Here is a 5,969-nt window from a genome sequence, read left to right as displayed (position 1 = left end):
GCCTGTCGGCCGCGTCGGCACTCGACGCGGCGAACGACCGAGGGTTGCGCGGCTGCCGGACGGATCACCGGTCGCTCACAACGCCCCCAGTGCCTCGCAGGCCTTGCGAACTCCCTCACCGTAGGCCGGATCGGCCTGCGTGCAGTTGGCGATGTGCCGTTCGATCGTCGTCACCGATGCCCCGGTGATCGCGCGCGCGGTGTTCTCGAACAGCACGGTCTGCTGCTCGGCGGTCATGGCGCGGAACAGGATCCCGGGCTGCTCGAAATAGTTGTCGTCGTCTGCGCGGTAGTCGAATCGGTCCGCGACGGCACCGACGGTCAGCGGCGGGTCGGCGTACCCGCGTTGCTCCTGGAATCGGCCGTACGAGTTCGGCTCGATGCTCGGGACGCTGCCCTGGTTGCCGTCCACCCGCATCGCGCCGTCGCGGTGGAAGGAGTTCACGTGGGCGGCGGCCCGGGGGCAGTTCACCGGGATCTGGTGGTGGTTGACGCCGAGCCGGTAGCGTGCGGCGTCCCCGTACGAGAAGAGCCGGCCCTGCAGCATCCGGTCGGGCGAGAACCCGATGCCCGGGACGACGTTCGCAGGGGAGAACGCGGCCTGCTCGACGTCGGCGTGGTAGTTGTCCGGGTTGCGGTTCAGCTCCAGCTCCCCCACCTCGAGGAGCGGATAGTCCTTCTTGGACCACACCTTGGTCAGGTCGAACGGGTGGTAGCGGTAGGTCGCCGCGTCGGCCTCGGGCATGATCTGCACGTACAGCGTCCATTTCGGGTGGTTCCCGGCCTCGATCGCCTCGTACAGGTCCCGCTGGGCGGATTCGCGGTCGCCGGCGATCACGGTCGCGGCCTCCTCGTCGGTGAGGTTCCGGATGCCCTGCTGGGTGCGGAAGTGGAACTTCACCCACGACCGGGCGCCCGCGGCATCGACGAACGAGAAGGTGTGTGAACCGAATCCGTGCATGTGCCGGTAGCCGTCGGGGATGCCGCGGTCGGACATCACGATCGTGATCTGGTGCAGGGCTTCCGGCAGATTGGTCCAGAAGTCCCAGTTGTTCTCGGGGTCGCGAAGGTTGGTCCGCGGATCGCGCTTCACGGCATGGTTGAGGTCGGGGAACTTGAGCGGATCGCGGAAGAAGAACACCGGGGTGTTGTTGCCGACGATGTCCCAGTTGCCCTCCTCGGTGTAGAAGCGGACGGCGAAGCCGCGGATGTCGCGTTCCGCGTCGGCGGCGCCGCGCTCGCCGGCGACGGTGGAGAACCGGACGAACACCTCGGTCTGCTTGCCGATCTCGGAGAACAGCGCGGCCCGGGTGTGCCGCGTGATGTCGTGGGTGACGCGGAAGGTGCCGAACGCGCCGGAACCCTTTGCATGCATGCGCCGTTCGGGGATCACCTCACGGTCGAAGTGCGCGAGCTTCTCGAGGAACCACACGTCCTGGAGGAGCATGGGTCCGCGGGCCCCGGCCGTGAGACTGTTCTGGTTGTCCGGCACAGGTGCGCCGGCAGCGGTGGTGAGTCCGTTGTGGTCGGTCATCGATCACTCCTGTCTGGTCACCCCGGTGGGGTGAACGTCTCTGCGCTCAGCAGTGTTTCGTGCGGAGCAGTGTCCCGTCGTCTCAATTTGACACGCACACTCGGAATCAGAGGGTGATGCCGAATTCTCGGATCTTGCGGTAGATCGTCGCCCGCGACATGCCGAGGGCCTTCGCGGCGGCCACCTTGTCGCCGCCGTGCAGCGCCAGCGCCTCCACGATCGCGTCCCGCTCGAGGGACTCGAGCCGGGTCAGACTCCGGCGGGTCGTCGCCCGGCACTCGGCGGGCAGGTCGGCCGGCTCGACGGTCCCGGATCGCCGCCGCCGGCAGAGCTCGTCGAGGACGCCGCGCAGATGGGTCACGTTGCCGCTCCACGACAGCCGCATGAGCTGGTTCGCCGCGGCCGGGGAGAGCGTGAGGCCGGAGGCGCCGGCGGCGTCGAGCAGGAACCGGACCAGGTCGGGCACGTCCTCGAGTCGATGCCGCAGCGGGGGAACGGAGATCGTCTTCGGGAAGAGGCGGAGCAGCGCGTGGGTGTCGCTCTGCCCCTGCGGCGGCTGCATGGTCAGGGCGACCCACGGCGCGGGCGCGCGCGTGTCCTGGGCGACGGCCTGCAGGAACGACTCGAGCGCCGCGAACTGGTCGTCGCCGAGGACGTGGGCGTGCAGCACGGCGAGGTCGCCACCGTCGTCGAGGGTCGCAGCCGCGCGTTCGGGCAGCTCGTCGCCGTCGAGCTGGACCGCGTCGAGGACCGTCAGGGCGTGCCCGGACCGGACGTGGTCGTGCGCCGCCTGGATCAGGGCGGCCTTCCCGACGCCCGGCTCACCGTCGAGGACGAGCCATTCGCCGCGCCGGCACGCCTCGACGACGCCTTCGACGGTGCGCTGCCACTGGGCGCTGCGGCCGGCCAGGGCGCGCGGCGCGGGTGGGGCGACGGCCCGGGTGGACCGGCTCCGGGCGACCTGTTCCTTGATCCGCACGACCCCGCCGGCGAGCCGGTCGTCGACGAAGGTGGGCTGGTAGGACAGCCGGGCCGTGGTCCCGCTCGGCAGGTCGGCGAGCAGGGTGAACGGCTCGTGCCGTCCCCGCGCGTCGCGGGTCCGGTCGATGATCGCGGCCTGGTCGCGCGAGTCGAACCGCTGCTGGGTGAGGGCGTTCATCATCAGGACCTCGTCGCCGATCGCGATGACCGGACGGCCCGAGTGCTGGCATGCCGCGTGGTAGTCGTGCAGCAGCGCCCGGTCCAGCTCGTTGGCGTCCTCGAGGATCCGCTCCCGGATGCGGGTGGCGGCGAGCTTGGCGAACGAGAGCAGCAGCGAGTTCGTGTTCTCGGCCTCGGTGGTCAGGTCCACCACGCCGAGCAGGGCCCCGGTGACGGGATGGGTCACGAGTGCGCCCGCGCAGGAGAACTTGCGCAGATGCCCGCTGTAGTGCTCGTCGCCCCGGATGAGCAGCGGCGCGCCGACCTCGAGCGCGGTGCCGATGCCGTTGGTGCCGACCTGGGACTCGGAGTACCGGAACCCCGGTGCGAGGTGGACCCGGTCCAGCGCGCCGAGCAGGCGACGGTCGCCGCCGTAACGGCTGAGCACGGTGCCCTTGCCGTCGGTGAGGATCAGGCTCACCGGTTCGTTCTCGATCTCCGCCGCCAACGCGCGCAGCACCGGCCGGGCCGCCCGGGTGAGGACGGTGTCGGTGGGAAGGGCTTCGACGTAGTCCGCGGCCGGGCGATCGGCGTCGACCTTGGCCTCCCGGGAACGCACCCAGGACACCCGCAGCCAGTTGCGGACCCGCCGATCGCCGAGATCGGGGAAGTCGCCCGCACGGACCGATTCGCCCGATTCCTGAAGCGAATGCCCGTCCCGGGACCCGCTCCGGTTGTGTTCACCCACCTCGATCTCCCGGTCGTCCGGAGTTGTCACGCCACCTTCTCCTCGGATCTCGCAAGAGCAAAGGTAATCACATCGATTGTGACCTGAGTCTCACATTGAGACAGATCGGGGTTGCACACCGGGGTTGTATCGGCACCCACACCCCACCGTCCACGGCTGGCACAGAGCCGGCTCCCGATCCAGGAGGCGCACATTGAGTAGGCAGAGCCTGACCAAGGCCCATGCAAAGATCACCGAGCTGACGTGGGAACCGACGTTCGCGACGCCGGCCACCCGCTTCGGCACCGACTACACGTTCGAGAAGGCCCCCAAGAAGGACCCTCTCAAGCAGATCATGCGGTCCTACTTCCCCATGGAGGAGGAGAAGGACAACCGGGTCTACGGCGCGATGGACGGCGCGATCCGCGGCAACATGTTCCGCCAGGTCCAGCAGCGCTGGCTGGAGTGGCAGAAGCTGTTCCTCTCGATCATCCCGTTCCCGGAGATCTCCGCGGCCCGCGCGATGCCGATGGCCATCGACGCGGTGCCCAACCCCGAGATCCACAACGGTCTCGCGGTGCAGATGATCGACGAGGTCCGGCACTCGACGATCCAGATGAACCTCAAGAAGCTCTACATGAACAACTACATCGATCCCGCCGGGTTCGACATGACCGAGAAGGCGTTCGCGAACAACTACGCGGGCACCATCGGCCGGCAGTTCGGGGAGGGCTTCATCACCGGTGACGCGATCACCGCGGCCAACATCTACCTGACCGTGGTCGCGGAGACCGCCTTCACGAACACCCTGTTCGTGGCGATGCCCGACGAGGCCGCCGCCAACGGTGACTACCTGCTGCCCACCGTGTTCCACTCGGTGCAGTCCGACGAGTCGCGCCACATCTCCAACGGCTACTCGATCCTGCTCATGGCCCTGGCCGACGAGCGGAACCGGCCGCTGCTCGAACGCGACCTGCGCTACGCCTGGTGGAACAACCACTGCGTGGTCGACGCCGCGATCGGCACGTTCATCGAATACGGCACCAAGGACCGCCGCAAGGACCGCGAGAGCTACGCCGAGATGTGGCGGCGGTGGATCTACGACGACTACTACCGCAGCTACCTGCTCCCCCTCGAGAAGTACGGGCTCACCATTCCGCACGATCTCGTCGAGGAGGCGTGGAAGCGCATCACCGAGAAGGGTTACGTCCACGAGGTGGCCCGGTTCTTCGCCACGGGCTGGCCGGTGAACTACTGGCGGATCGACGCCATGACCGACGCGGACTTCGAGTGGTTCGAGGAGAAGTACCCCGGCTGGTACTCCAAGTTCGGCAAGTGGTGGGAGAACTACAACCGCCTCGCCTACCCCGGCCGCAACAAGCCGATCGCGTTCGAGGAAGTCGGATACCAGTACCCGCACCGCTGCTGGACCTGCATGGTGCCGGCCCTGGTCCGCGAGGACATGGTCGTGGAGAAGGTCGACGACCAGTGGCGGACCTACTGCTCGGAGACGTGCTACTGGACCGACGCGGTCGCCTTCCGCGGTGAGTACGAGGGCCGGCCCACGCCGAACATGGGCCGTCTCACCGGTTTCCGGGAATGGGAGACCCTGCACCACGACAAGGATCTCGCCGACATCGTGCAGGACCTCGGGTATGTGCGCGACGACGGCAAGACCCTCGTCGGCCAGCCGCACCTCGATCTCGACCCGAAGAAGATGTGGACCCTCGACGACGTGCGGGGCAACACCTTCCAGAGCCCGAACGTCCTGCTGAACCAGATGACGGACGAGGAGCGCGCAGCGCACATCGCGGAGTACCGCGCCGGCGCCACGCCGCTCTGACACCGGGCCCGGCGGGCGGCGCCGCACCACATCCGGCGCCGCCCGCCGACACCACCAGCACAGAAATTCACGAGCCCAGGAGACACCCCCGTGGCCGACACGCACCGTATCAACTTCGAGCCCGTCGACATCGAGATGGAGGTCGGCGAGGACGAGTACATCCTCGACGCCGCCTTCCGGCAGGGCATCCACCTGATGCACGGCTGCCGCGAGGGTCGCTGCTCGGCCTGCAAGTCCTTCGTCCTCGACGGCGACATCCAGATGGAGGACTACTCGACGTTCGCCTGCAACGACGCCGAGACCGACGAGGGGCACGTGCTGCTCTGCCGTTCGACGGCCTACAGCGACTGCACCATCGAACTGCTCAACTTCGACGAGGACGAACTCCTGGGTGGTATCCCCATCCAGGAGGTGCGCACCCGGATCACCGCGATCGAGCCGATGACCAAGGACATCGTGTCGCTGCAACTGCAGCCCGTCGAACCCACGGAGTACGACTTCAAACCGGGTCAGTACTCGGACCTGCAGATACCGGGAACCGAGGAACATCGGTCGTTCTCCATGGCGACGACCCGATCGACGCCGGGACACGTCGAGTTCCTCGTCAAGAAGTACCCCGGCGGAAAGTTCGCCGGCCTGCTCGAGGACGGTATCGCGGTGGGCGACGAGATCGCGCTCACCGGGCCCTACGGATCCTTCACCATCAAGGACGGTCACGTCCTGCCG

General features: G+C 67.9%; 4 protein-coding genes. 2 read left to right on the top strand and 2 right to left on the bottom strand.

Annotated features, from left to right (window positions below; genetic code table 11):
- Window positions 1-75: 75 nt before the first annotated feature.
- Window positions 76-1,533 (bottom strand): catalase, encoded by a 1,458-nt coding sequence (locus OEY_RS0124160; RefSeq protein WP_010596329.1) that lies wholly within the window; start codon window positions 1,531-1,533, stop codon window positions 76-78.
- Between the two features lie 106 nt (window positions 1,534-1,639).
- Window positions 1,640-3,451 carry a sigma-54-dependent Fis family transcriptional regulator gene (locus OEY_RS0124155; RefSeq protein WP_010596328.1) on the bottom strand — a complete coding sequence of 604 codons (1,812 nt, stop codon included), beginning with the start codon at window positions 3,449-3,451 and terminating at the stop codon, window positions 1,640-1,642.
- A 163-nt stretch (window positions 3,452-3,614) separates the two neighbouring features.
- Between OEY_RS0124155 and OEY_RS0124150 the strand changes: the two genes are divergently transcribed.
- Window positions 3,615-5,243 carry a methane monooxygenase gene (locus tag OEY_RS0124150; protein ID WP_010596327.1) on the top strand — a complete coding sequence of 543 codons (1,629 nt, stop codon included), beginning with the start codon at window positions 3,615-3,617 and terminating at the stop codon, window positions 5,241-5,243.
- Between the two features lie 90 nt (window positions 5,244-5,333).
- Window positions 5,334-5,969, top strand: a 636-nt coding sequence (locus tag OEY_RS0124145) for an FAD-binding oxidoreductase (protein ID WP_010596326.1), incomplete at its 3' end; no start/stop codon positions are given.

The sequence above is a fragment of the Rhodococcus sp. P14 genome (assembly GCF_000256505.1).
Classification (GTDB): domain Bacteria; phylum Actinomycetota; class Actinomycetes; order Mycobacteriales; family Mycobacteriaceae; genus Rhodococcus; species Rhodococcus ruber.
The sequence above is the reverse complement of the archived record's forward strand: the minus strand, read 5'-3'. Positions and strand labels throughout refer to the sequence as shown.

Bases quoted from the DNA above. Each gene is read 5' to 3' on its own strand.
- OEY_RS0124160 (WP_010596329.1), bottom strand. From the start codon at position 1,533: ATGACCGACCACAACGGACTCACCACCGCTGCCGGCGCACCTGTGCCG.